The sequence below is a fragment of the Paenibacillus sp. 2TAF8 genome, from assembly GCF_052114825.1.
Classification (GTDB): Bacteria; Bacillota; Bacilli; order Paenibacillales; family Paenibacillaceae; genus Paenibacillus.
The window spans coordinates 1-25,005 of record NZ_JBFRFN010000010.1 but is presented as its reverse complement, the minus strand read 5'-3'; the positions used below and the strand labels follow the sequence as shown (position 1 = coordinate 25,005).

18 protein-coding genes are annotated in these 25,005 nt (G+C 47.6%); 6 read left to right on the top strand and 12 right to left on the bottom strand.

All coding sequences use genetic code 11. The features are described from left to right. Nucleotides 1-71 precede the first annotated feature (71 nt). The 6 genes from AB4Z30_RS16350 to AB4Z30_RS16325 all read right to left on the bottom strand — a co-directional run bounded on the left by AB4Z30_RS16350 (nt 72) and on the right by AB4Z30_RS16325 (nt 8,557). A complete protein-coding gene (locus tag AB4Z30_RS16350) occupies nt 72-899 on the bottom strand; it encodes a carbohydrate ABC transporter permease (protein ID WP_434749109.1) in 828 nt (275 codons plus the stop codon). Then, nucleotides 896-1,780 (bottom strand): carbohydrate ABC transporter permease, encoded by an 885-nt coding sequence (locus AB4Z30_RS16345; RefSeq protein ID WP_441928203.1) that lies wholly within the window; start codon nt 1,778-1,780, stop codon nt 896-898. Before AB4Z30_RS16345 ends, AB4Z30_RS16350 begins: the two co-directional genes overlap by 4 nt. A gap of 233 nt (nt 1,781-2,013) precedes the next feature. Then, complete coding sequence (locus AB4Z30_RS16340; RefSeq protein WP_441928201.1) at nt 2,014-3,294, bottom strand: ABC transporter substrate-binding protein; 1,281 nt, start codon at nt 3,292-3,294, stop codon at nt 2,014-2,016. Nucleotides 3,295-3,435: 141 nt separating this feature from the next. Next, complete coding sequence (locus AB4Z30_RS16335) at nt 3,436-4,536, bottom strand: response regulator transcription factor (RefSeq protein ID WP_441928198.1); 1,101 nt, start codon at nt 4,534-4,536, stop codon at nt 3,436-3,438. Next, entirely contained in the window at nt 4,529-6,328 is a 1,800-nt protein-coding gene (locus AB4Z30_RS16330; protein WP_441928196.1) for a sensor histidine kinase, read from the bottom strand. Before AB4Z30_RS16330 ends, AB4Z30_RS16335 begins: the two co-directional genes overlap by 8 nt. A 222-nt stretch (nt 6,329-6,550) precedes the next feature. After that, entirely contained in the window at nt 6,551-8,557 is a 2,007-nt protein-coding gene (locus AB4Z30_RS16325; protein ID WP_441928194.1) for a beta-galactosidase, read from the bottom strand. A 470-nt stretch (nt 8,558-9,027) separates the two neighbouring features. Here AB4Z30_RS16325 and AB4Z30_RS16320 point away from each other — a divergent pair, with 470 nt between their 5' ends. Continuing rightward, nucleotides 9,028-9,999 (top strand): AraC family transcriptional regulator, encoded by a 972-nt coding sequence (locus AB4Z30_RS16320; RefSeq protein ID WP_441928192.1) that lies wholly within the window; start codon nt 9,028-9,030, stop codon nt 9,997-9,999. Here the strand turns inward: AB4Z30_RS16320 and AB4Z30_RS16315 are convergent. Then, nucleotides 9,969-10,613 carry a molybdenum cofactor guanylyltransferase gene (locus tag AB4Z30_RS16315; RefSeq protein ID WP_441928190.1) on the bottom strand — a complete coding sequence of 215 codons (645 nt, stop codon included), beginning with the start codon at nt 10,611-10,613 and terminating at the stop codon, nt 9,969-9,971. The two genes, AB4Z30_RS16320 and AB4Z30_RS16315, sit on opposite strands and share 31 nt — an antisense overlap. 285 nt (nt 10,614-10,898) lie before the next feature. On the opposite strand from AB4Z30_RS16315, the gene AB4Z30_RS16310 reads away from it, so the two are divergent. Beyond that, nucleotides 10,899-12,137 carry an MFS transporter gene (locus AB4Z30_RS16310; RefSeq protein ID WP_441928485.1) on the top strand — a complete coding sequence of 413 codons (1,239 nt, stop codon included), beginning with the start codon at nt 10,899-10,901 and terminating at the stop codon, nt 12,135-12,137. 774 nt (nt 12,138-12,911) lie between these two features. Here the strand turns inward: AB4Z30_RS16310 and AB4Z30_RS16305 are convergent. Then, nucleotides 12,912-14,684, bottom strand: a complete 1,773-nt coding sequence (locus AB4Z30_RS16305; protein ID WP_441928188.1) for a glutamine--tRNA ligase/YqeY domain fusion protein — start codon at nt 14,682-14,684, stop codon at nt 12,912-12,914. Between the two features lie 274 nt (nt 14,685-14,958). Here AB4Z30_RS16305 and AB4Z30_RS16300 point away from each other — a divergent pair, with 274 nt between their 5' ends. The 3 genes from AB4Z30_RS16300 (at nt 14,959) to AB4Z30_RS16290 (ending at nt 17,089) form a co-directional block, all read left to right on the top strand. After that, nucleotides 14,959-15,216: a DUF2164 domain-containing protein gene (locus AB4Z30_RS16300; protein WP_441928186.1), complete on the top strand. Its 258-nt coding sequence runs from the start codon at nt 14,959-14,961 to the stop codon at nt 15,214-15,216. Between the two features lie 34 nt (nt 15,217-15,250). Further along, nucleotides 15,251-15,799 carry a GNAT family N-acetyltransferase gene (locus tag AB4Z30_RS16295; RefSeq protein ID WP_441928184.1) on the top strand — a complete coding sequence of 183 codons (549 nt, stop codon included), beginning with the start codon at nt 15,251-15,253 and terminating at the stop codon, nt 15,797-15,799. A gap of 321 nt (nt 15,800-16,120) precedes the next feature. Continuing rightward, nucleotides 16,121-17,089, top strand: coding sequence for a LysM peptidoglycan-binding domain-containing protein (locus tag AB4Z30_RS16290; protein WP_441928182.1), 969 nt, complete (start codon nt 16,121-16,123; stop codon nt 17,087-17,089). Between the two features lie 96 nt (nt 17,090-17,185). On the opposite strand, the gene AB4Z30_RS16285 is transcribed toward AB4Z30_RS16290, so the two are convergent. Both AB4Z30_RS16285 and AB4Z30_RS16280 read right to left on the bottom strand, forming a co-directional pair. After that, entirely contained in the window at nt 17,186-17,974 is a 789-nt protein-coding gene (locus AB4Z30_RS16285; protein WP_441928180.1) for an SDR family oxidoreductase, read from the bottom strand. Between the two features lie 60 nt (nt 17,975-18,034). After that, entirely contained in the window at nt 18,035-18,532 is a 498-nt protein-coding gene (locus AB4Z30_RS16280; protein WP_441928178.1) for a GNAT family N-acetyltransferase, read from the bottom strand. 329 nt (nt 18,533-18,861) lie between these two features. Here AB4Z30_RS16280 and AB4Z30_RS16275 point away from each other — a divergent pair, with 329 nt between their 5' ends. Next, a complete protein-coding gene (locus tag AB4Z30_RS16275; RefSeq protein ID WP_441928176.1) occupies nt 18,862-19,935 on the top strand; it encodes a methyltransferase domain-containing protein in 1,074 nt (357 codons plus the stop codon). 99 nt (nt 19,936-20,034) lie between these two features. On the opposite strand, the gene AB4Z30_RS16270 is transcribed toward AB4Z30_RS16275, so the two are convergent. Then, nucleotides 20,035-23,433, bottom strand: coding sequence for a GH36-type glycosyl hydrolase domain-containing protein (locus AB4Z30_RS16270; RefSeq protein ID WP_441928174.1), 3,399 nt, complete (start codon nt 23,431-23,433; stop codon nt 20,035-20,037). 178 nt (nt 23,434-23,611) lie between these two features. Then, the gene (locus tag AB4Z30_RS16265) at nt 23,612-24,601 is read right to left on the bottom strand and encodes a LacI family DNA-binding transcriptional regulator (protein ID WP_441928172.1); all 990 of its coding nucleotides are present in this window, start codon (nt 24,599-24,601) and stop codon (nt 23,612-23,614) included. Nucleotides 24,602-25,005: the final 404 nt, after the last annotated feature.

The following is a 25,005-nucleotide window of genomic DNA, read 5'->3' as shown; positions in this document are numbered from 1 at the left end:
CTAAAAGCATGAGCTTTTACACACTTAAGTGTGAAGAGTTGGATTGCAGGAACAGGAACAAGCCTCTACTGTTATCCTTTAACCGCACCCTCTGCAATACCCTCCATAATAAACTTTTGGAAGAATGCATAGATCAGGATAACCGGAATTGCAGTCAAAACCAGAGATGAGAGAATTAACGGCCATTCCTTGTTATACTCACCAAACAGCATATTTGTGGACAGAATGAGCGTATATTTGTTCACATCCGTCAACATCAATAGCGGTAACAGGAAGTCATTCCAGATCCACAGGAAGTCCAGAATCGCTATTGTCACTGTGATTGGCAACAGCAGCGGGAAGATGATCTGGAAGAACGTCTGGAACTCGTTACATCCATCCATCTGTGCTGACTCTTCCAGTTCACGAGGGATGGACTTTACAAACCCGTGATAGAGGAAGATTGCCATGTTTACACCAAGTCCGATATAGATCAGAGCCAGTCCGTAAGTACTTCCTTGTACCCCCATGCCCTTCGCAACACGCGTCAGCGGAATCATGATGGAATGGAAAGGCACCAGCATCGAAGCAACAAACATGAAGAAAATCAGATTGCTGAGTCGACCGGAAGTCCGCGACAGTTTGTATCCTGCAAGCGAAGCGCAGAACACAATTCCCCCGATACCCAGTATGGATACAATCGCAGAGTTCAGCGAGCTGCCGAGCAGATTGATTTTGTTAAACGCATCCGTGTAATTCTCCCAATGCAGTGTGGTTGGCAGTGCGATAAACGATTGGAACATCTCGCCCTGTGTTTTGAACGAGTTCACCACAGCCATGTAGATCGGCAGCATCGCCACCAGGGAGCCGAGAATCAATAACAGCCGAATCAAATAGTTATTCAGTCGCTGCATCCTCATGCCTCCACCTCTTTTCTCTTCATGACGGTGATCTGGATGAGTGTAAATATCAATACAATGACGAACAGGACAACGGATTTGGCACTGGCATAACCATATCTGAAGTTGTTGGAGAAAGCTTCTTCATAAATATTCATGGTGATGACCTGTGTAGCACGGCCCGGGCCGCCGCCTGTCAATCCATAGACCACCTCGAACACTTTGAATGCACCATTCAATGTCAGGAAGAAACAGATCGTAACAGCGTGTGTAATCATCGGCAGTACGACGTTACGCAGCACCTGAAAAGCATTAGCTCCGTCAATGACAGCCGCTTCTTTAAGACTCTTCGGTACACCTTGCAATGCAGCCAGGTAGATGATCATCATATAACCCACACCGTTCCATAATGATACGATCAGAATCGAGTAGAAGGAGAACTTCGGATCACCGAGCCATTGTTGGTCGAGAAAAGAAACCGCCAGTTTCTCAGCCAGCTGCGGCAGCACCTGGGAAAAGATGAACGTCCACATGAATGCACTGATGATGGTACTGATCATGTTTGGCATGAAGAATAACGTCCGGAATAGTCCTTTGCTGCGTGTACGTGATTCAATCAACACCGCGAGCAGCAAAGCGATTCCATTTTGCAGAATGAGCATAAAGATCACATATTTCAGCGTAAACCACAGGGAATTCAGGAAATCAGGATCTTCCTTGAACAATTCCACAAAGTTACCCAGACCAATGAAGCTGTAGTCACGGTTTAATCCGTTCCAATCCGTCAAGCTGTAGAACATCCCGCTAAATGTCGGGTATAGCAGGAAAATCGCATAGATTACAAAGGCTGGCGCTGTGAACGCGAGCAGTGAAAGATACTTTTTGAACACATTCGTAGCCATAACTTCTCCCCCTTTTTGCACAGCGGATGAAGGTTAACGGGGGAACGAAGATCGTTCAGCCAGCCGTTTCATCTGCTTCGAGACTGTGACGAAATAAAGTACCGCTCATTTGTTGACAAAACCCCGAGATTACTACGTACATGAACGAGATTTTGTCAACAAACGCGGATACCGCTTTCCTACAGCTCAACCTTGTTGATCGTTCAGACGCTTACTTGTGAAGCATCCAGCTCTTATTTGTTGACTTTATTGTAGGACTTCCACGCCTTGTCGAGCGCATCAATAACCTGTTGTTGATTCAACTGTCCGGAGTAGTATCCTTGCAGAGCTTTACCAGACTCATCCTTCACAGCTTGCGGAATCGTTGGGTCTTGATAAGCTTTGCCTTCGTTTACATATTTCAGAGCATCGTCTACCCACGGGAAGCTCTTGAAGGTATGCACTTTGGCAACCGGATTGAATTTGAGTGCTTCATAGAATGCACTTGAATCTTTGTCATCGAGAATGTAGTTTACAAAGTCGAGTGCCACTTCTTTATTTTTACTTGATGACGATACAGCCAGTGACGTGGATGTACTCAGGTTGATTTTGGTATCATCCGGATTGTCGTTCAGCGGCATTGGCGCTACACCAAAATTAATGTCGGGATTGGACTTCAGAATCGTTTCCGCGTACCAAGGTCCTTGAATCCACATCGCTGCTTTGCCTGTAGCATAAGCCGCTGCGCCGTCATCGGCTCCAACTTCAAGCGCTTTATCCGTTCCGTTCGCATTAACGAGATCGAACACATCAAACAGGGCTTTCATATCCGAGAAGGAAGCTTCATCCTTGTTCATTTTTTCCACGAAATCTTTATGCTCCGTCTGTGTTAGTGCTCCTACAGTGAGTGGCAGGAATAATTGTGGAACCCAAGTTTCTTTGTAGGAAAGCTCAAACGGGGTGATGCCAGCTGCTTTCAGCTTCTCTACAACCGCTTTCATTTCTGTCAACGTTGTTGGAACCTCCAGCCCTTGTTCCTTGAAGATATCTTTGTTGTACAGATAACCCCATGACAAGGTTTCCAGCGGAACCGCAACCACTTTGCCGCTTGCATCCGTTACCGAAGGTTTAACCGAATCCAGAAGTTTATCTACAAAAGGTTGATTGGACAAGTCTTCGAGATATCCAGCTTTGCTGAAAGGTGGTATTTCATTCACCGCGTGCAGAGCGAATACGTCTGGTGCGTCATTGGAAGCAAGTCTTGTTTTCAAAATCTGAGGTGCATTATCTGCTGGCGGCATCTCCAGCTGCACATTCACTTCGATGTTTTTATCTGCTTTTTCCTTGGCTTTGAACTGTTCTATATATTTATCGTAATGTTCTTTCAGCCTTGGTTGAGCAATGAATACTTTGAGGTTTACTGTGCTGCCAGCTTTGACTTCGTTCTGTTCATTATCCGTGCCTGCATTCGAGCCGCAGCCTGCGAGCAGAACGCTGACCAGTGCCGCACTTACAACGCTTTTCCATACTTTCATCTCTTATGACCTCCCGGTGTGACTGGTTTGTCTTTCATAGGCTTATTATATATCGCAAAATGTAAGCGCTTCATTGGACAAAATTAGACTCTTCCATTGGATTATTTTAAACCTTAATCCAAGCAACAATCCCCGAACGAATCATTCGGGGAATGGGTTAGACAACTTATGTTGGCCCTTACGCATCTCTCCGGGCGACAAACCAAAGTGCTTTTTAAATACCCGGTAGAAGTAGGACACATCTTCATATCCCGTCATCTCGGCGATATGTTTGAACGGAATCTGATCATCCATCACCCATTCTTTTGCTTTGGTCATCCGAAGCTGAACCACATAATCAGTCACGTTCACGTCATATTCCTTCTTGAAAGCTTTGCTCAAATATTCCTTACTGACAAAAAAGATCTGGGCAAGCTGCTCCAGTGTAATCATCTCCATACAGTGCTGTTCCATATATTGCTTCACATCTTCAAGGTTCAGCTTATTCTTATACTTGCGCTGTGCAATGAGCTGCTCCAATGCCTGAACATACGAAACAGAGATCCACTCCACCGATGCGGAGATGGATGCTAGAGCTGTTACAGGCGGCAACGTCCCTTCATCCGAGCGATCAGACAACCCATTGGAGACACACAACTCGTCCAGCAAGTTCTGCAACTCGTATACAACGCGTCCAAGCTGGCGGGGTCTGCGAATTTCACTCCGTTCTAGCTTCTGCTCCAATTGCTGGAACCATTCCCGCAGGCTCGGCAGGTTCAGGTTGTTGAAGCGTAGACGTGCTTGCTGCTGGAACGAAGAGAACTCACCCGCGAATGAAGCCGGATAAGCTTCCCATGCTTCTGGTGCCGTAGCAGCTTTATCCAGTTCACGACTACATTTCGCCAGTGTAGCATTTAGTTCATCCGGGTTCACTGGCTTCAGCAGGTAGTCCGCTGCACGATACCGCAGAGCATGTTTGGCATAATTAAAATCATCATAACCACTCACCACAACGACCTTAATCTCGGGGTACTGACTGCTCAGTGTCTGCATCAGCTCCACGCCGTCCGATCCGGGCATACGCATATCCGTAATGATAATATGAGGTTGCAACGCCTTGACCATCTGTATCGCCTGTTCTCCATCCTCTGCTTCGCCGCAGACGACTAAACCGAGCTCATTCCATTCACCAAGATTGCGGATAATATCCCGATTCCAAGGTTCATCATCCACCAGCAGCACTTTGTAGTTTTCCTTACTCATAAGGATTCGCCTCCAGTTGCGCAGGGATCGTTACGATCACTTTTGTTCCCTGCCCAAGTTTACTTTCCATACGCATACCGTAATCGGGTCCAAAATGCATCACCATTCGTGATGCGGCATTAAGCAGTCCAATACTCGTGCCTGAACTCCATACCCGATCGGTATGGCGCGTAATGCGTTCCAGTTTCGATTGCATCTCTTCGAGCCTATCCGGCTCCATACCCATGCCATTATCACAAATTTGAATGGTCACCCTACCCTGCTGTGGATCACAGAACACTTCGATGTTTAGCTTCCACTCCCCAGGCTTTTTCTCTAACCCATGCAAAAATGCATTTTCTACAAGGGGCTGCAATGATAACTTCGGAATGTAACATTCTCGGAGTTCTCCCTTCATTTCCAGCTTATATTCAAGCCTGCTCGCAAAACGCTGCTTCTGTATCAACATATAGTGCTCCAGTTGATCAAGTTCAGATTGCAAGGAGACAAGGCCGTCCGGCGCTCGCACAATATAACGGAACATCTCACTTAATGCCCGGATCACTTTGTAACTATCTGCCGGTTTTTGTGAATAGACCATGCCGCCGATCATCTGTAGGGTGTTTTGCAGAAAATGGGGATGGATCTGAGATTGCAGCGCTTTGAGCTCGGCTGTCCGCTTCTCCAGATTCATTAAATAGTTGTCCCGGATATGCTCTCGGATTCGGCTAGCCATCCCATGCAGATTTTTCTCCAGCAGGCCGATCTCATCCACTCGTCCGCTGCGCTCGACTTTACGATCCTTGATCAACTGGATACCCTTCATGGAATTCGCCAGTTTGACAATAGGTTTCGAGGTTCGCCAAGCGACCAGTGCTGCGAGAGCAACAGACACGACCGTTGCCACTCCGCCTACCACTAGTCCATACTTCATCGTTTCCAGCGCACTCTCATTAATGACATGATCCGGTACGATTTTGATCACACGTAGTCCTGTCGACTCTATATCATGATAGAAAATATATTCCTGTGCTGTACGAATAAAACCGGCGTTATCCTTCGTTTCACTCAGCTGCTTCAACGCTTCATCCGATGGCTGGATGGAAGAGTTCGGCTGATATACCGGATGACCTAAACTATCCCCGATATAGGCGGTATAATCTCCCCTGCTGTCGAGCAGTTCAAGCGTCTGGTTAAACTCGGCCCACTTGATCTCCAGACTGATCGCCCCGATCTGAGCCTGATCCTCAAAGCGGTTCATGCTGCGGGTCATATGGAACTTTTGCGGATCTTTCGGGTCATTCATAATGGTAAAGTCTTTATGCTCTGCAAAAAGCTCAAAGTACCCTTCAGGGATATCTGCAACCGTCTTAATTCGGGATTCCATCGAATTGAAGGTGAACAAAGTATCCTGCTCTTTCAAATACAACTCCACGCCGAACACATAATTGCCGGCAGAATAGTAGACGCTATTGAGCATATTAAATACAGCCTTCTGTTCGTCAAAGCGAGTAGCAGCAGGTGCTTCCCGATTCAATGCCAAATACTGATGCAGCTCATCACTGATCTGAATGGAATAAATAATATTATTCATGCGGGTAAACTGTTCTGCCAGATAGACTGAAGCCCAATTCATATTGACCCGATTCGTATCCATAATCTCGGCTTCCATGGAGGAACGTGCATTTTCGGCAGCAACAGCGGTCATCACAATGACTGGCAGTACCGCAACCAGAGTCATCGTCAGAATCAATTTATTACGAATGCTGCGCTTGAAAGGGTCAATCAACCGGCGATAGAGTTCGGTAAACACAGCGCATCCACTCCTGAACTAAAATAAGACAAACGCCCCAGCATCAGAGCTGAAGGCGCCATGGTCTTGTTATTTTTTTCGGAAAATAGAAGTAAATATTGAACTGAAGATTTTACACAGGCCACTCTGATGACAGAATAACCCTCCAATCACTGTTATCCCCAGATTTTTTGATTCCTTTTTCTATTTTCCTTGGTACGTATGAATTTGCCCTATTATTTCCTAGTTTTGTTCGATAATGCGGATACCCCACCGTTCCAACTCGATCTCTTGCCCAGTAGCAATCGAATCTCCTGATAATAACTCTGTCCCTTCGCCATGCGGATTGTGGAAAGAAGCCGGCTCATCTGAATAGTTGAAGTAATAGCGAATCGTCTGGCCTTGATCGTTCACGCCGCTCTTCACAATGAGTGGAAAAGCAAGCTCCTGATCCGCTCCCCACACACCTGCGTCCTTCATCACACGTTCCAGCACCTTGCGAATGACGGCAGCACTCGTATAACAACCAACATATGTTGCTTTGCCTTTGCCATAGTTGTTTTGCGTGATTGCTGCATATTCTCCCCAGTGTGGATGATCGTACCAAGCAAGCACCTCCGCAGTCGTCGGTGTAATCAGCTCCATCCAAGTGTGTACCTGATTATGCTCCTCACCTACACCAAACGGATCATCCCGTAGCACAACATTCTTCGGCTCAACAAACAGGTTGTAGCTAATACCACACGCTTCACTGATCATTCCCGGCTGACGCGTAGAGCGCACTTTAATGTGCTCATTGGCAAAACCGCTTTTGAACGAGTACACGATATGTCCGCCATCCTGCACAAATTGATTCAATTTTTCCAGCAATGCATCCGAAGCCGCATACAGGGCAGGCACCATAAGCACATCATAATCTGCATAACTCTCCACGGAAGGATCGATAAGGTCGCAGCCAATGTTCATTTTATACAATTCATCGTACATCCAGCGCACAACGTCATTGTAATTCTTGTCACTCGTAAAGTTAAAGCCGAACCACTTAATGGAGGTCAACGCCTCGTTACTGAAAAGTACAGCCACCCGATTCGTTTTCTTCAGATTCACCAGCTTAGGACTCAGGCGAGCAAAATCGCTACCAATTGTCTTCGCTTCGTTATACACCGGATTCGGTTCAAAATCATGGCTCAGCAGACCTTTCCAATAGGTCTCAAACGAATTGTGCAGCGAGTGCCAATGCCAATAGGCAACCATGTTTGCACCTGAAGCCAAATGGCTGAATGCCTGTAATCGCAGCTGCCCCGGATAAGGAACCCAGTGCCAGAATGCCTGTGCTTCGGTCTCCAGGACAAGATAGTTGGATTGTTTCGTGGAACGCGCCACATCTCCTCCGAACGAAATCTCAATGCCCGTCAGCTCGTCTTGGGAAGGATGATAAATATCTACACTGGTGATGTCAAAAGGTTGGGATGCCGCAAAATGATCCACATCCCCCTGAATGCCGTAGGAATATCCGCGCCATTCAAAGTCAAAGTTCTGGGTAACAAACTGACCTTCCTGTTTGTACTCATTCACAATCCCCACCTGCCACGCCAAGAAATCCGTGACCAGTTGCCGCTGGAACTTGGCAAACTCTGCTCCAAGACTGCCGTTAATCGTACCCACAACCGAAGGGAAGTCTTCCCAGCTGTTGATGCGATTACTCCAGTAATCAAGTCCAAATTCTTGGTTCAACTCATCCAGCGAGCTAAACTTGTTGCGCATATATTTAACAAACTGAAGCTGTACATTGTCTCCAGCTGTGTTGTAGTGCTTCGTTTCATTGTCTGTCTGATATCCGATAACAGCCGGATGGTTACTTACGCGTGAGATCAGCTTGCGAATGATGCGCTCTGCGTAAAACAGATAGGTCGGATGGGTAATGTCCATAATCTGTCTTGCCCCATATTTTCCTGGGCCTTGTGCTGTTGTTGCCAGAACATCCGGGTGCTCCTTGACCATCCACGTAGGAACAGCATACGTGGGTGTGCCTACAATGACATGAATCCCTGCCGCATGCATGGCATCCAGCACTCGATCTACGGAAGTGAAATCAAACACACCATTTTGCGGTTCATGGGTACTCCAGGTCGATTCGGCTATACGTACTACATTGATTCCGGCATCTTTCATCATCTGAATATCCTTGTCCAGTCTCTCGTAAGGCATATATTCATCGTAATAGGCTACGCCGTATAATAATTTGTCCATAATCAATTCTCCTTTGAGTGGGTTTATATAAGAGAAACCCGTCCTATTTGCACGTCCACTACAATGACAGAATAACCTTCCATTCGCCCTTATCCCCAGATTTTTTTATTCCACTTTCTGCAAGGGTAAAATCCGGTGATAGCGTATGCTTTCGAAGTAGCTTTCTTTCAGAAAGCTTTTAAGCGACCGCTTCGCTTCTCCAGGTTTTTTCTGTCCTCTCCGTTTCTGTGCAAATGAGTTGTTTAACTTATATAACGTTGTTGGTATTTGGGTAGTTGACATGTTCCCGCTCTTAATGGTAGCGTTTACATTAAAACTTTTATAGAAGGTATCCTTGTACAGTATCTGTTGAATTCACCTGGATATCCCGTGATATTAGGATGCCTGCGTTAAACTGATTATAATGAAGTACATGCATAGTGCCGATGGCACAAGGCGAGTATTTTTTACCCTTTTCCGAGGTGAATGTCATGGATATCCGTTCGCAGCTTAGAGAGATGCCGTTTCATACGCTCGCTCACTGGCTTCCGATTATCGATTGTAACATCAAGTTTTATGGTGCTCACAGCCAACAAGTTCCGTATGGGTGGGCTATGCCTGAAGAAACACATCCCGGCTTTGAGATCATTCTGATCATTCAGGGTACACAGGAGAGTGTGATTCATGGATACACATATACGGTAGACGAAGGCTCGATCCTGCTCATTCCGCCAGGATTTAAGCATACTAATGAATGTATCTCAGCAGAAGGCATGACCTATTTTAGCGCTCATTTTAATGTGGATGATCCGGTCTTTACCTTAAAGCTAATATCCCAGCGCAGCAGAATCTATGCCGCAGGCACAGGAGATAATATGAGAATAAGGGCTGTGCTGGAAAGTTGGATGGGCATGATTAAAACGGTCGAAGCGTATACTTCAACGGATAAATTGCTCATGCAAGCGCGTATGTTCGAACTGTTTGCATTGTTATCCCAAGCAGCAGATCATGCACCGGAGTCTACCATTTCGGTTGCTGCTGCGCAAGCCCCTGCCCCAACAGCCATGCATTACGCAGGAGCGATAGCCGAGGCGATCAAACAGGCCTTTCATGCCCAGCTTCGATCACGGGACGGCAATGTATCTTCAGTGAAAGTCGAACAGATTATTGCAACATTTGGCATCAGTCCAGGATACGGTTTACAGGTTTTCCGTAAGGTGTTTGGTCATTCTCCGCGCGCCTACCTGTCCAATCTGAAACTGCAGGAAGCCAAAATGCTGATCGAGCAGCCCGATCTTTCGCTTGGGGAGATTGCTATAAAACTTGGTTACACCCACTTGTCTCATTTCAGCAGGCAATTCAAACGCTGGACAGGCCAAAGTCCACTTCAGTATCGGAGACAGCACGCTGAGAACGGCCGGAATTCCGTTAATCAGCCTTCAGAAGAAAGCTCAGAATGCTGAAGACGAATCCGTATTTTTTCGAATTCCTCGGGGGTATTCATGTTGCTTAATTGTAGTTCGGCATGCCCAATTCCCACTTGCTCCAGTTCGTTTGTTTCGACAAATTGGCAGCCGATCTCTTCCAGCCAGCCAATGACACGTAACCGGTCATGAATCAGGCACTGCTCTAGCAAGGGAAGCACGCGCCTATGGTAAACCCCTGCTAGGGGATGAATCCGTCCTTCTACTCGCGGAACGATAACGCTACATGTTGGATATTGTGCTGCGAGCCTCTTCATCCCATTGAAAAAAGAGGTTTGCAGAAGCGGCATATCGCAAGCACTGACCAGATTCCATTCAGTATGGGATACTGTCAGCGCTGCGTGAAGCCCAGCAAGTGGCCCCTTTCCGGGATAAGCATCCTTTACGCATTCGAAGTCTTCATCCCCTAGTGCGGTGTAGATTGCTTCGCTCGGCCCTGCTGCAACAACAATTCGGGATACGGCGGGTCTGATCGCATTGTTCATATGAGTTAACACGGCTGAACCATTCAGTTTAAGCAATGCTTTGTTCGTTCCCATCCGGCTGGATAATCCACCTGCCAATATAATGCCCGTCCATTTTTCAGCATCCATAGTACAGTACTCTCCTCTTCCCGTAAGAACCTGAGTTTCTATTCGTAAAATATATTAATGAAACTCCAAATCACATATCAGCAGTCGAGCGATACGGATGCACGTCATATCTCATACCCTAAATTTATACCGAACTTATAAAGCACACATCCATATCATACATATCGTTACATCCGTTTTGGGATGAAGACATACCTTAGGGCATACCTTTAATTCATATACTATACATTGAATCCCCTTTCAACAAATGATACATTGAACAATATGATTTTGATTCGGAAAGGAATGGCTCAATTGGACAGATCTGCACCTGTGAGAGGCACAACCTCGCTGACCTCTCTGAAACTATATAACTTTTTCATCTATGGAGCCATTTCGATCTTTGCCGGATTCCTGCAGCTCTATCTTCAAGAGATTGGTATGACCAAACTGGAGATCGGGAGCCTGATGGCCATCGGTCCTTTTGTATCTCTGTTTGCCAATCCGTTCTGGGGGTTCTGGAGCGATAAATCGCGCAATATTCGCATCGTGCTGATGATGATGATGGGAGGCACCTTTGTGCTTGCACAGGGTGTATTTTATGCGCCCTCATATGCCTGGATATATGTAGCCATGATTTTCTTTTATTTTTTCCAAAGTCCGTTATTTGCTCAGACCAACAGTCTGATTCTCGGTTATATCGACGGTACAGGTCAGAAGTTCGGGTCATTTCGGCTCTGGGGCTCTCTGGGTTGGGCGCTGACTGCAGTTGCTGCCGGGCCGGTTATTGACCGTTTTGGCGTGAGCAGTGTATCCATTATTTTTGCATGTATGATTGCTGTAGCATTTGTATTCTCTGTACTCTTGCCAAGGCAGCCCATTGCTTCCGATACCCCGATTGTGACGTTTCGGCGGTTCGGCAAAGTGATGTTTAATCCGTATTTTATGATTTTTATCGGCCTTGGTGTGCTCGTATCGGTACCCAATGCTATGAACAGTACATTTATGTCGCTCTATATTGTCGAAATGGGCGGCGACAAACAGATGGTCGGCTGGGCCATCTTCACATCTTCTATTCTTGAAGTAGGTGTGTTCCTGTTACTCGATCGGCTGCTGAAACGAAAAATGAGTATACTGCTGGGTTCTCTGATTCTGGTCAGCCTGTTGTTTGCTCTACGCTGGCAGCTCATGGCACTGGCTAACAACCCGATGGAGGTTGTCTTTATTCAGCTTATGCATTCGGTCACCTTTGGCGGTTATTTCTATGTGGGTACTCAGCTAACGATGCTGTTTATCCCAAGACCATATCGCTCCTCCGGACAGGCGGTGTACACAATGGCTTGGGGCGGTCTTTCCGGTGTCATTGCCGGTCTGTTTGGCGGATGGCTGTTCCAAAGTTTTGGCGCAGAAGTGATGTACAGCATCGGTGTGTTCTTTTCACTCATCGGCGCAACGGGCTTTGCTATTATGTGGCTATGGAACCGTCGTAATGGATACCAGCCGACGGTGCTGACCGAGATGGGTAATATGGATGAAGACAAGTAGATAAACTGACTCTGCGGCAGACCACCCTCGTCATGAAGCAGGGCACCGCTTGCTGGGAGCTGCACGCAGTGCGAGCTAGATGAGGTTCAGTAGATGAGGAATAGCTGAGAAGGCATTAAAAAAAACGAGGCTTCCAGTTCTAGCGTAATGGTAGGTAGCCATGAACTAGATGGACAGGTTCGTTGTATCCACTGTGCCTTTAGCGTAGTGATTCCTACAGAAAACCGAGCATTCCTGTGAAAAATTAGTGGTAACTCTCGCGGCTAACGGCTAACGATCACCACGAAGCTTATTTGTACGATTTTTAGTCATTTCATATTCTAACGATCACCAGAAACCTTATTTCCATTCAAACCGGGGAAAACAGGGTGAAAAGACTACATTTTCAAGAAATAAGCTCCGTACGGATCGTTAGAATTCAGAAGTGCCGAAAAGTAGGTAAATAGCGTTTCCTGTGATCGTTAGAACGGTTCGCATGTTATAAGGGAAGATGGCTCCTCTATATCAAAAAAATCACAAAGAAGGGGTGTCCCGTCATCTTAAAGATAGATGATGGGACACCCCTTTTTAACGTATGCAGCTTGTTAGTCTCAAGACTTCGTGCTCTAATCCAAACCCTTCAAGCATTCGACGAGTGAATTAATGTCATGGAACGTTGGTTCACACACCAGCTCTGTCTCATGCTACTATTTCCGTCTATCTCATGCTTTTGTGCGTCTCTCACACTCTTGTACGTCTACCTTAACCTTATCCTCGTACCCTCTTGTATCTAACTTATGCCTTTGGCAATTGGAAAGAGCTTTTCAGCGATACAACCCGGTTGAATACCGGACGGCCTGGCTCGGAGTGCTTCGGATCAACACTGAAGTAACCGTGACGGAAAAATTGGAACTTGTCCTGTGATTTCGCTTCTTTCATCTCTTGCTCCACGAATCCGTGAACGATTTCCAGTGAGTTCGGGTTCAACTGATCCAGGAACGTTTTTTCCGGTTGCTCGACCGTTTCTGCTCCAGCATCCGTAACATCTGCCTCAATCTCAGCCCCTGCTACAGCAGCTTCCACTTCTACCTCAGCTTCCGCTTCGGGTGCGTCTGCCGAAATCAGCGGCTCGTACAAACGGAATTCTGCTGGTACCGCTTGAGTTGCCTCTACCCAGTGAATCGTACCTTTCACTTTACGTCCCGTAAAGCCGCTTCCACTCTTCGTTTCCACATCATACGTGCAATGAATCTCAACGACATTACCGTCCGCATCCTTGATCACGTCATTACATTTAATGAAATAAGCATGTTTCAGACGAACTTCATTGCCAGGGAACAAACGGAAGTATTTGTTCGGTGGATTTTCCATAAAGTCGTCTTGCTCGATATAAATTTCACGGGAGAACGGAATTTGGCGATTGCCCATCTCAGGGTTCTCTACGTTATTCTCAGCTTCCAGCCATTCCACTTGTCCCTCAGGATAGTTGGTGATGACTACTTTGAGCGGGTGCAGCACAGCCATCGTGCGCGGTGCTTTCAGTTTCAGATCCTCGCGAACAAAGTGCTCCAGCGTTTGCAGATCAATCACGCCATAGTTTTTGGAAATGCCTGTTTCGTAAACAAAATCACGAATGGCTTCCGGTGTGTAACCCCGGCGACGCAGACCCGAGATCGTTGGCATCCGCGGATCATCCCAGCCATCGACATGGCCTTCGTCCACAAGCAGCTTCAGCTTACGTTTGCTCGTTACCATCTGGGACAGGTTCAGACGGCCAAATTCATACTGACGTGGCTGACTCTCCATCTCACATTCTGCGATAACCCAATCATAGAATGGACGTTGATCCTCAAACTCCAGGGAACACAAAGAGTGAGTGACGCCTTCAATGGCATCTTCCAGCGGGTGTGCGAATGCATACATCGGGTAGATACACCATTTGTCGCCCGTGTTATGGTGGTGTGCATGAGAGATACGGTAGATGACCGGATCACGCAGGTTGATGTTAGGCGAAGCCATATCAATCTTGGCACGCAGCACTCTCTCTCCGTTTTTGAATTCGCCTGCACGCATGCGTGTGAACAGATCGAGATTCTCTTCCACCGAACGCTCGCGGTACGGGCTGTTTTTGCCCGGCTCGGTCAGCGTTCCGCGCATTTGACGGATTTCGTCGGCGCTTTGGTCGTCGACATAGGCTTTACCTTTTTGAATAAGCAAGACCGCACGGTTGTACATCTCATCGAAATAATCCGAGGCAAAACGTTTCTCGTTCCACTCGTATCCGAGCCATTTCACGTCTTCCTGGATGGAGTTCACGTACTCCACGTCTTCCTTCACAGGGTTCGTATCATCAAAGCGCAGGTTTGTCTTACCGCCGAACTCGCCGCCCAGCGTAAAGTTAATCCAGATCGCCTTCGCATGACCAATATGCAAATAACCGTTCGGTTCCGGTGGAAAACGGGTAATAACTTCCTGGACTTTGCCCGACCGGAGGTCTTCGGTAATGATATTTTTAATAAAGTTAGGTGGGGTTGTGAATCGGTTGTCCACAGTTATCAAACCTTTCATGAATGGATTGGAGCTTGCAAATAGAAAAGCAATTCCGGGTAAAATTCCTTAATGACGAAACCATTTCCTGAAAATATCTTCTTTCATGGAAAGTTTCGTACGCGTTTCATTTAAATATACCTTTAACGGGGAAGGAGTTCAATAAATAACAACATGAAAATCGGGATCAAACGCATATGTCACCCGATTCAAGTTAGGCCCAATACCATTTTGACGAGTTCGCACGAATCATGTAGCATATGAGTAAAACTAAATTTAAGGGAGGGTTTCCCAAGTGAACGCGCTAAAACTGACCAAAGAACAGCAGGAAGAAGCCATTCGCACGATCCAGTCGTATTTTGAAGAGGAACGCGGCGAAGAGTTGGGTGATCTGGCAGCATGGGGCGTCCTCGACCTGTTTATGACACAGCTTGCTCCCTACATATATAATCAGGCACTCAGTGACGCTCGCACAACGGTAAACCAGCGCATGGCCTCCATGGAAGAAGATCTGTTTGCCCTGGAGCGCAAATTACCCCGACCTCCCCGCTAATCTACCTATTATATAAAGAAAGAAGGTTGCAATCATGTTTACCTATTCATTGGATGAATATACGGAGCTTCGCCCGCTTTTGATGGAGCACACCAAACCGCTGTTTGAACTGACGGATCGTTCCCGGGATCAACTGAGACATTGGCTGCCTTGGGTAGATCAGGTGACTGAGATTGAACATACATCCAGCTTTATTACAAACGCGTTAAAACAAGCTGCGGAGAATGGCGGCTTCACTGCCGGCATCTGGTTAAAAGGAGACCTTGCAGGTATTATCGGTTTCCACGAAATTAACTGGGCGAGCCGCTCGGTGAGCATTGGATACTGGCTTGGCAAAGGTTTCGAAGGACAAGGCCTGATGACTAGTGCCTGCCGTGTCTTGGTCGATTATGCTCTCGTGACGCTGGATCTGAACCGGGTCGAGATTCGCTGTGCCACCAACAACAAACGCAGCCGTGCCATTCCGGAACGTCTTGGCTTTGTGCTTGAAGGTGTCATCCGTCAGGCGGAGAAGTTGCCGAAAGGTTACGTCAATCATGCGGTATACGGCATGTTACAGCATGAATGGGAACTTTTGCGATAAAATAGCTTTACATAATGGACATAAATGGACTTGTATCATATTTTCATAAATTAAAGTACATCGACATCCACCGAAATATATACGTAAATCGAAATACACTCGATCACACTGCACTGCATCACATCATAATGCATTGCTCATAACCGCTTGCCCTTCGTCTGTGACAGCACATTTCCCACAGATGAGGGGGTATTTGTGGTTATAACACCATTTTTTACTTCCCCTTAAGGTTGAACTCATCTCTGCTTCATGCTCGGTGCCTAAGATAGCGTTGTGGCTGTATAACCACAAACTCTATTCAAGAAAGAAGGATGATCACGGATGAAGAAAACCACGACATCAAAGGCAGTCAAAGTAACCAGCGCTTTAGCTTTAACGTTTGCACTGGGCGGGGGCTTGCTGGCAACAACTGCGGTTCATGCAGACCCTGCGGCGAAAGCATCCGATGCACTCCAAAACAAACGAACTGCCCCGATGGGGTCCCATATATTGAAACCACCTGGCGAAGCAGAACGAGGACTCGGACCTTGGTTCGGGCCTCATGCTGAAAAAGTTCTCTCTGTGCTGGGCATCACCAAAGATGAATTAAAAGAAGCTCTAAAAGAAGACCAGTCCCTTGCTGAAATTGCCGCCGCAAAGAATGTTGAAGCACAAACCATTATTGATAAGCTGGTAGCCACGGAAAAGAAAGAGTTGCAACAACAGCTCACTGACTCCAAGATCACACAAACCCAGTATAATGAGCGTTTGGCTGCTCTGACGGAGCGCGTGAGTGAACTGGTCAAAGAAAAACCATCCGCATTACGCGCGAAAAAACCAGAACATCCTGCGCCTGGAATGGGTTTGTCTGGACGGGATTTTGGACCTGAAGTCGATCGCAACCTGGTCAAGCTAGCATCTCTGCTCGGTGTGACAACCAGTGATCTAACTTCATCCCTTAAAAAAGGAGATACCCTTGCCGAGATTGCATCTGCCCAAAAGGTAAACGTGCAAACCCTTATTCAGCAATTGGTAACCGATAGAACAGCCGATCTGAAGCAAGAGTTGGAAGACGGGAAAATTACACAAACTCAGTATGATGAGCGGGTTGCTGACCTAACCGTGCGCATCACTGAGCTTGTTAATGGGACACGTCCATCTGCTCGGCCTGAGCATCATCATGGCTCTCGTTTGAAAGACGAGTCCGGCGCTCCAGTTAAACCTTTGCCTGAGAACGATAAAACAGGCAAGGCGGGTAAGACAGATCAGGCAGGAACGAGCACTTCTGATCTTAGCAAAGATCCTGCGTAACCAACCTACAGGATTATTTGCATGCCAAGCCCCTCCTTTCCACGCTGTCGGCAGCGGTGAAGGAGGGGCTTTAATGTTTATCAGGTACATCGTCTTTTAGAGCGCACGCACCATACCACCATCGACAATTAATGACGTTCCGGTAATATAGGTGTTGGCACCGGATAACAGAAATACGACGGCTTTGGCGAATTCCTCAGGCTGTCCATAACGCCCCAGCGGAATCTCCTTGCGAAATTGGTCAGCAATCTCATCTTCACTGACTCCGCTCTGTTCTGCCCGCGCCGTATCCAGCTCACGAATCCGATCTGTTGCGATGCGTCCAGGGGATACGGTATTAATCAGAATACCGTAAGGTGCAAGCTCCTGAGAGAGCGTCTTGGCAAGACCAAACACACCCGTACGGAACGTATTGGATAAAATCAGACCCGGAATGGGTTGCTTCACCGATGTGGAGGCAATGTTGACGATATGTCCTCCGCTTACCTTCATATGTGGAAGCACACCTCGAATCAGCCGGACATAACTAAGCATGTTTAGCTCAAATGCACGCTCCCAGTCCTCGTCGGTCAGTGACTCGAACGTACCGGAAGGCGGGCCGCCGGAATTGTTAACCAGAATGTCGATCTGCCCAAACTGTTCTGCTGTAGCCTGAATAAGTGCCGCGATGTCCTCCTTGCGTGTTACATCCGTTGCGACATATTCGACACGTCCACCGCCGCCAAGGGAGATTAACTCTTCCTTCACTGCGGCAAGCTTGTCTTCGCTCCGGCTGGCCAGCATCACATCCGCACCTTCCAGTACCAGCTGTGCCGCCACTGCTTTGCCCAAGCCTCGACTGGAGGCCAGCACCAGTGCTTTTTTACCGCGAAGTCCCATATCCATTGTTTATTCCTCCTCAGCCAAGTTCATTTGCCCATTCCATCAACTAACCGTTCGAACAACCTATGCATTAATAAAATAAGCCATCAAAATATCGTCCACATCCCTGCCACCGATTCGAAACTCGGATACGAGCCTGCCCTCGGTTACAAACCCACATCGCTCATAGAAAGCAACCGCTCCCGGATTGCTCGATAATACACGCAACCTGAGCTTACGAATGCCCTGCTCCAGTGCGTACTGCTTCATTGCTTTCATTAAACTTGTTGCTACACCCGAGCGACGAAATTCAGGGTGAACTGCAATATGTATCTCGTATACATGACGGTTCACCGGCATTCCTGTGGGGGGATGGAAGCCCACGTATCCGCATACCTGATCTTCTTGTACCGCAATGAGCTGACTGCCTGGCGGGCAATATTGCAAATACTGCTGTCTGGATCTCCACTGCATCGGTGCAGGTGAGGTGGATGCATTCCAGACCAGCATATCCAGCTCCATTAGCTGGTTTGCATCCTTCATCTCGGAAGCACGGATTTGATACGTATGACTGGTGAGCATGCTGATTCAACCTTTCGTATATCTTCATTCAAATATTTTCTGATTCGTCTCATTTGGCTATCTTTATCGTGCGCCTTATTCTGTTATCTATTGTAGCATAGCCGCCGGGCGGACTAAAATTCCGCCTTCGTTTGACAAAATGATGAAAATTAGAGCACAAATAAAACTTACCTAATGCTCACAGATGGCACCCACCAGAAACCGTAGATAGAAGAGGAGCTGCCAGTGTATTGTAAAAAACGCTTAACCTTGCCGTAACGTCATACTTTATACTGATTCCATGGTAATAATTATAGATACGGTTCAATAAGGTAAGGAGGTATATTAGATTGAATATCAAAGAAGCCGCATCCCGACTGGGAATATCGGCAAGAGCCATTCGCTTTTACGAGGAAAAAGGGTTAATCCAGCCTGCCAAGCAGTCCGGCAACGGATACCGTACTTATACGGAGAATGACATTTGGCGTTTGCAGACAATAGCAGCGTTGCGCGAGATTGGCATGTCCTTGCAGGACATTACTCACGCGCTTGCCGAGATAGATCAAGGTAACCAGCAGGGGTTAGAGGAATACTTGGAACTGCAACAAGCAGTCATATATGCCCAGTGGATAGAGTTGAAACGAATGATGGATACGACCCAGCGTATGATCGACCTGAACCGTCAGGATGGTTCACTGGATGTCAGTCATTTGCATGATCTGGCTGGCAGTGCACGCCGTCTGCGGGAAGCAAGACAGAACTGGCATGACCGCTGGAATTATGATCAGCAAGCGGCTATCCATGATCAGCGTGTGCAAACGGATAGAACCAAAGCGGACAAGCCATTTAGCCTGTACCACAATTACGATGAAGCACTGGAACAGAGCGTGCAGTGGATCTCTCCTGTACCCGGAGAAACTGGCTTGGATATCGGGACTGGAACAGGCAATCTGGCAGGCAAAATGCTGGATCGGGGTGCCATCATGACCGGAATTGATCAGTCACGGGAAATGCTGCGAACGTGCCGCTGGAAATATCCGCAGATGCACGTGAAGCTTGGTAATTTTCTGGCGCTTCCTTTTGCCGATCAGTCCTTTGACTTTGTCGTATCCAGCTTTGCCTTTCATCATCTGGGCCCGGATCAGCAGGAACTCGCTTTGGGAGAAATCCAGCGGGTGCTCAAACCTACCACCACGAGCAGAATCTGTCTCACCGACCTTATGTTCACGGATTCCGCCCATCGTAACACTTACAGCAAGCATGCTGCCACATCTGGAGATGCAGAACAGCAGCGGGCACTTCGCGAGCGCCATTTCCCATTGCTAGGTGAATTGTGCAGCCGGCTGACTCACCTGGGCTACGAGACCAAATATATGCGGCATAATGAGCTGTTACACACGGTGCTTGCGGTGCCACAGCCTTAAGCGGTAATTTGGTTTGCATATGCAGCATAACACGTGAGGTAAACCAAAGAGCCAACCCTCTGAATGAAGGTTGGCCCTGATTGTTACATAATTGCTAGCTTACATATAAATATCAACAATCGTGCGCTCTGCTGAGCCGCTTGCCTGTTTGAACGCATCCAGCGAGATGCGTACCCCGCCTTGACGATAACGGTTCACTGTGCGCTCACCAGCCACGTCTTTTCCATTGACCGTTACACGGCTGACAGCTTTCTCATTCAGGTGGTAGATAAATGTCACCGGCTCACCTGCATATTCAAATTCGAATTGCATGCCGTCCAGCTCAGCTGGCAGTACCGGGTCGATCACCAGATTGCCGCCTTCCTGACGAATACCGAGCGCATTCGAGATCAACTGGTTCATGTAGATTCCAGGACCGCTGGAGTAGATTCTCCATCCGCCCTTCACCTCTACCGTCCCTTTGCGAAGCTGGTCAAAATGCTCCTGCGCCTCGTAACGGGTGTTGAACTTGCCGTCCGAACTACTGAAGTACGCATTCGCTTGGCGAATCTCTGCGTTAGGTACAACCTCGCGGATACCCACCGGGTTGATCATCGCCAGACCGTTCCACACTTGATCCGTTTTACCCAGCTTCGCCATCGCTTCCACGTAACGGATGTGGGCATGCACGTATTGCAAACCGATCTCACGGCCGAAGTTGGACGCTTGCTCTGCACGTTTGAAGTGTGTGCTCACGCCGCCCGCATATTGTGCTGGACGATTCATCAGACGTACGCCATCCGGGCAGAGGAACTGTTCACGAATGAGTGCATAGTGTGCTTCAGCCTGTTCTGCGTTCAGAAGTTCACCGATCATACTGCGGGTCATTGGCAACAGGCGGTATTGAATACCTGTCTCCGTGTCTGTCGGATGCAGCATCAGCTTCGCCTGATCCGCCTCTTCCATGTACACGAAGCCTGGAATCACATCTGTGCCCAGCATGTAACGGTTGAAGTCCTCGCGGATACCCTCTGCCAATTGAGCAAGCTCCTGTGCAAAGGCTTTATCTCTGGATTCCAATGCCTGCGAGAGCACATTTACGGACTGATACGTCAGAGCTACCGTCCAGCTGCTCACCATGTATTGCTTGAGCTGTGCATTGGCTGGCTGGAGTGTATCATCCCAGTCTCCATCTCCGTAGGAGGACAGGAACGTATCGTGCAGGAAGTGCGCACGGATGTATTCGATCTCTTTTTTCGCGTGATCCAGTACCGTTGCTGTCTCTTCTGTGAATCCAAAGCTATGTTTAACCGTGTAAGGCACTTTCTCGTCCAGAATCGCATAGTCGCGAGTTGCAGTCAGGTAGTCTGCCAGCACTTTCAGCGGCCATACGATGATATCGCCATGGCTCTCTTCTTGTTGGATCGCAAAGTATTTATCAAACATAAACCATTGCGGCCAGTTGCCATCATCTTCGTATTGGTGTGTATACACCATTTTGATGATATCGCGAACCTGCTCATATTTCTGAGTGGCCATGAAGTACTCCACCGGACCCTGACACACATCACGTGTACCCCAGGCTGCGCCGCCGTACTGCTCCAGACCGTGAGGCACAGAGTAGTGAACCAGCATATTGTGGGTGTACCACCAAGCAAGCGCATTGACTTTGAACAAATCCTCCGCATCCTGGCTCTCACCACGGGACAAACGGAAACCATTCATGACACCTGCAAAGAACTCACGGTACGCCTGCACTTCTTCTTCAAAAGAAAGAGCCGAAGTTGCTGCGTCAGCACCTGCAGACGCCTGATCTTCCAGTACACCCTGAACCTTCAGCGTCCATTCCGCACTTGCTTCCAAACTTAATGTCACGAGTGAAGCAACACCACTGCGAACACCGCTCGCGAGCAGTGTTTCGTCCCCAGCTTGTACAGAGGCACCTTCAACCGTCATGCGGTACTCCAGCTCTGGATACGTTCCTGCACTGAGGGACTTCGAATCTGCTTTGAATATCAGTCTATCGCCATCCTGTGTCATGTGCAGTGGATATTCGTACTCATTCACGTTCATTGTAATCTGGTTGGTTACCAGGTAACGATAAGCTTTTCCACTTGTAGAGCGCACATTCATGCGTACTTCTGTCGAATTCGTCGTTGTGTAGTTTGTTACGATGAGCGTATCGGACTCCAATTTGTATATCCAACGAGCATAGTTAAAACCAATCTCGAACAGAGACGGCATCGTCAGCAGGCGATATTGTCCCTCCATCTCCACATAGATGCGTTGTCCAGCCGTCTTCGGCACGTTCAAGGCATTGCGGGCATTGCTGATCATTTTATTAAAATTGGTGTTGCCGATGACGAGCTGTGCATTAAACATCCCGTACATATACGATGTGGTTGTGATAACCTGTGCTCCAAGTTCTACATTACCGCCACTCATCAGAATGTGTCCGTGTGGACGTTCTACCAGCAGTTCTTTAGCTTTCATTACGATATGCTCGTAAGATTCCGTAAAGAAAGACAATAGTTGATCCCCACTACGTTCTTCTTGATGACGGTCAGGGTAAAGCTCATGAATCTCTTCCTGTGTGAGATCAAGTGCGGCCAGTGGCTCACCCAGAGACGAGGAGAGTTTTACTTGTTCAAGCACATCTCCCTGCTCGGCAGCCATAGTCTGAACTTCGTTCCATGCTGCTGCAACTTCATCTCCGAACTCCAGCGCGGTAATACCGGATGCATGGTTAGGCTTCGCCAGTCCATAGAAAACTACCTGTGCCTCACCGTTCAATTCCAACAGCTCGGATTGCAATGCAGTATAAGCGAACTCATACTGGTAAGTTTCGTTTGCCAGAGACGGACGACTCAGACTTTCAGGTTGATTGGTTTCTTTGTAAGACAGTCCGAAGAACTGGAATCCATCCGTGGAGTAACCCACTGCTTTGGTGAGAGCGCCTTGTTGCATGTAAGGGAAAACGCCGCCCTGTGGCTGGTTTTGACGTGAGCATACCACATAGCCTTTTGCCTCATCTTCAAATACCGTATGGTCAATATATTGAGACAAATATGCTTCATTACTACGTACTGCGCCCGGATCAGCAAGTCCCACATCTTGTCCATAGACCACATCGACACGCTGCTGTTGTCCTGTAATCTTCACATCCCAGAACCAGATTCCTTGCGGTGCAAGCGTAAATACAACTTTATACTGGATCGCCTGTCCTGCATGCTTCGGTTGAACACTGCCTGTCCAGATCAGCTGACGGTCTGCATGTGATTTGCTTGTGGATACTTGGCTGCCAGAATGCACGCCGAGGAGCGGGAACGATTGAATCTCCCCATTTTCCCCGTATACACGCAGGTACAGATTATTCAAAGACCCATCGATCGGGTTGCTAAGTAGTTGATTCAGCATTGTTGAACCGGAAGTGGCCTGGTACAAGTCTCCACTGTTTAAAAAAGTAAATGTGACTTCGCCTGCTGCCAGACGAATCGTTTCATTCGTAGTTGTTGCCATCTCTCTATCACTCCTTAAATTAGTTTACCGCTTAAAATCGAAACGTTTCGATATTTTTGAAAAAGAATAGGGCTCCCTTTGAACCGGTCGTTTCTGACCCGTTCCAACGATAACCCTCATGCTGTAATTCATCACCTTCACATGCAAGTCATTCTTCTCGTCATTATGTAGTCCTGTCTTAAGAAGAACCCACAGAACCACGCTCCACCAGATCAATCGTTAACGTATAGGATGGATTAACGCTCTCTCCATTCAACATCTGGAACAGCAGATGTCCAGCCAGTGATCCTGCCTCATGCTTCGGCTGACGAATCGTTGTCAGCGGCGGATGAACATATTCGGATAGCTGAATGTCATCGAAGCCGATGACCGAAATTTCTCCCGGCACGGAGATGCCACTCTCTTCAAAAGCCTTCAACCCGCCAATGGCCATCTCATCGTTTCCGTAAAATACGGCTGATGGAAGCTCTCCCTGTATAATCATCATCTTGGTTGCACTAAAGCCGCCCTCGCGAACGAAATTACCGTTCAAACGCCACTTTGACTTCTCTTCGAGCCCAGCTTCCCGCATCGCTCGCAGGAATCCTTGATAACGCAGTGCATTGTCATAGGAGTTGGATGGACCGCTGATATATGCAATGTTCCTATGACCACCTCTTATCAAACGACGGGTTGCAAGATACCCCCCCTGTTCACCATCTACCAGCACATTGGTCAGATGATCACCGGACAGCTGACGATCCATGACAATAATCGGGAAGCGTGATCCAGCTGATTCAACCAAAATGTCATCATGGATGTTGTGAGCCAGTATAATGGCCCCATCCACCCTCTTTTCACGCAAAAAACGAACCGCTGTTGAATCCCGGCCACCCATGGAGCTGCAGGCAATAAGATCATACCCGTTCGCGAGTGCTACATCCTGTACACTACGAATCAGCTCGGAGTAATACGGTCCCGACAGGTCTGTCAGGATCAGCGCAATGGTATTGGTCCGACTCCGTTTCAAATCCATGGCAAAGCCGTTCTTTCGGTAATTCAATTCTCTTGCTGCCTCAAGCACCTTCGCTTTGGTCTTCGCACTAACTTTACTGTCCCCGTTCAGTGCATAGGAAGCAGTTGAGAGCGCTACACCCGCAAGCTTTGCCACATCCTTGATCGTTGCCATTCCTCGTTCGTCCCTTCTTACTTAACTCTTCCATTACTATTTTATCTTATCAGACAGCAGATATTGAATAAAAACCAACACCTTGCAGTCCCGTTCACTGCTCCAGTCGTGGTTATCATTCATAATGATGCATATGCCATACCGCTCATGGCACTTCTAGCTATGCTTCCTAAAGTTCGCTTAATCATTTTACCTTGCCGCTCATAATCGAAACGTTTCGAGGTGTTTACAAAAAAATAATTCAGGCTTACTTTTCCTGGCTCCCTACTTGTTTAAAGGCGAAAATATGGTAGTAAAACACTCCTTCTTAGAAGCGGACTTTGCATCCTTTGCAACAAAAAAATCAGTCAATCTGCCGTAAACGCTAGATTGAAACGTTTCGACATTATCATTATAGTCGCTGG

Excerpts from the sequence above, each read along its gene's own strand:
- AB4Z30_RS16335 (WP_441928198.1), bottom strand. The coding sequence starts at position 4,536 with ATGAGTAAGGAAAACTACAAAGTGCTGCTGGTGGATGATGAACCTTGG.
- AB4Z30_RS16345 (WP_441928203.1), bottom strand. The coding sequence starts at position 1,780 with ATGGCTACGAATGTGTTCAAAAAGTATCTTTCACTGCTCGCGTTCACA.
- AB4Z30_RS16270 (WP_441928174.1), bottom strand. The coding sequence starts at position 23,433 with ATGGCAACAACTACGAATGAAACGATTCGTCTGGCAGCAGGCGAAGTC.
- AB4Z30_RS16310 (WP_441928485.1), top strand. The coding sequence starts at position 10,899 with ATGGCTCAATTGGACAGATCTGCACCTGTGAGAGGCACAACCTCGCTG.
- AB4Z30_RS16290 (WP_441928182.1), top strand. The coding sequence starts at position 16,121 with ATGAAGAAAACCACGACATCAAAGGCAGTCAAAGTAACCAGCGCTTTA.
- AB4Z30_RS16320 (WP_441928192.1), top strand. The coding sequence starts at position 9,028 with ATGGATATCCGTTCGCAGCTTAGAGAGATGCCGTTTCATACGCTCGCT.
- AB4Z30_RS16315 (WP_441928190.1), bottom strand. The coding sequence starts at position 10,613 with ATGGATGCTGAAAAATGGACGGGCATTATATTGGCAGGTGGATTATCC.
- AB4Z30_RS16305 (WP_441928188.1), bottom strand. The coding sequence starts at position 14,684 with ATGAAAGGTTTGATAACTGTGGACAACCGATTCACAACCCCACCTAAC.
- AB4Z30_RS16280 (WP_441928178.1), bottom strand. The coding sequence starts at position 18,532 with ATGCTCACCAGTCATACGTATCAAATCCGTGCTTCCGAGATGAAGGAT.
- AB4Z30_RS16285 (WP_441928180.1), bottom strand. The coding sequence starts at position 17,974 with ATGGATATGGGACTTCGCGGTAAAAAAGCACTGGTGCTGGCCTCCAGT.
- AB4Z30_RS16265 (WP_441928172.1), bottom strand. The coding sequence starts at position 24,601 with ATGGCAACGATCAAGGATGTGGCAAAGCTTGCGGGTGTAGCGCTCTCA.
- AB4Z30_RS16295 (WP_441928184.1), top strand. The coding sequence starts at position 15,251 with ATGTTTACCTATTCATTGGATGAATATACGGAGCTTCGCCCGCTTTTG.
- AB4Z30_RS16325 (WP_441928194.1), bottom strand. The coding sequence starts at position 8,557 with ATGGACAAATTATTATACGGCGTAGCCTATTACGATGAATATATGCCT.
- AB4Z30_RS16350 (WP_434749109.1), bottom strand. The coding sequence starts at position 899 with ATGAGGATGCAGCGACTGAATAACTATTTGATTCGGCTGTTATTGATT.
- AB4Z30_RS16340 (WP_441928201.1), bottom strand. The coding sequence starts at position 3,294 with ATGAAAGTATGGAAAAGCGTTGTAAGTGCGGCACTGGTCAGCGTTCTG.